The following is a 1,349-nucleotide window of genomic DNA, read 5'->3' on the forward strand; positions in this document are numbered from 1 at the left end:
GGGAAAAGAAGGGGTATATTACCACCACCTTCACAGACCTTTAAAGTACCCCGGTGGATAGGACAAATCTAAAGATGGAATGCCCCCATAGATGGAACGTTTAAACCCCTCATTGGCTCTGCCTCACGGCAGAGCGTGAAAAGTGTAAGCGTATGCCTCCTAGGGGAAAGGATGTGACTGAAAGCTAATGCCTAACTGTAATGGTTAGGATATGCCCACTAGTCACGGTGTGGATATAGAGACCGCGACAAGTAAGAGTTTGATGACGAAAGCGAGTTTAAAGACTACGTGTTGTAGTGCGAGACGTTCGGGTATGAAATAGGGCTGAAATGCCCTAAAGCACTAGCCGGTGAGGATTCCAGCTCCGAATCTGGATATAAGGAGACCTCTCCTGAGCATCCTCATAACTGATTATATGTCCCGACGCTTAGGTAACTAAGCAAGGCAGGGAACTCAAGGTCATAAACGAACTGAGAAATCAGGGAGTAGAGAGTAACGGCGATAGCCACCCCCAGTTTTGGGAATCATAACCCCAGGATTGAAGCGGGGAACGGAAGGCTCCGAGGTGTAACCCAACACCGGAATCGAGACCACTGCCAACCATCCATGACTAAGGAAATCTGAATGTTCCGACTTGAACCATCGTAATTATTAAGTAGCGAAATAGGTTGATACGCTGCGCTCAAAAGAGTAAGGGGAAAAGTAGGAGGCTCTTTGAACTACCTACACAGACCTTTAAAAGTACCCCGGTGGAAAGGACAAATCTAAAGATGGAATGCCCATATAAACGGAACGTTTTAACCCCTCTTGGGCTCTGATAATCTGGTCGAGAGAGTCAGTAGTAAAAAGTGTAAGCGCAAGCCCATTAGGGGGTGAGATGTGACCAGAAGCCAATGCCCGACTGTAATGGTAGGGATATGCTAACAGGTCACGGTTTGATTGTAAGGAATAGAGTCTAGTAGGTGTACAAATGGCGATAGCGAGTTTAAAGAAAGGGTTTGGGAAACCAAAACCAATCAAGACTACGAACAACGCATGGAAGGCAATCCCATGGACTAAGGTTCAACGGAAAGTTTTCAAGCTCCAAAAGAGTATATTTCAAGCAGCTAAATCGGGACAGGACGCAAAGGTAAGAAGGCGGCAACGTCTATTGGTGAAATCATATTATGCCCGACTCTTAGCAGTGCGGCTGTAGGGGCGGGTTCCACGGTCAGCCATGCTTCCCAACAGTCAGCTTAATAAACCCGCCCCCCAAGCGGGTCAAGGCAAAAAGACAGCCGGTGTCGATGGAAGGATAGTAATATCTCCAAAACAAAGGTTTGAATTAGCTGAGAGCATTAAAAGAAAAC

At 46.7% G+C, this 1,349-nt stretch carries 1 protein-coding gene and 1 pseudogene; both read left to right on the plus strand.

Going from position 1 to position 1,349, the window contains the following annotated elements:
• Nucleotides 1-970: 970 nt before the first annotated feature.
• Nucleotides 971-1,195: a reverse transcriptase N-terminal domain-containing protein gene (locus JJD41_RS24485; protein ID WP_200670489.1), complete on the plus strand. Its 225-nt coding sequence runs from the start codon at nt 971-973 to the stop codon at nt 1,193-1,195.
• 21 nt (nt 1,196-1,216) lie between these two features.
• Nucleotides 1,217-1,349, plus strand: a pseudogene (locus JJD41_RS24490) (HNH endonuclease); the annotation flags it as partial.

It is taken from the genome of Oxynema mangrovii CENA135 (genome assembly GCF_016632315.1).
In the GTDB taxonomy this organism is placed as follows: domain Bacteria; phylum Cyanobacteriota; class Cyanobacteriia; order Cyanobacteriales; family Laspinemataceae; genus Oxynema; species Oxynema aestuarii.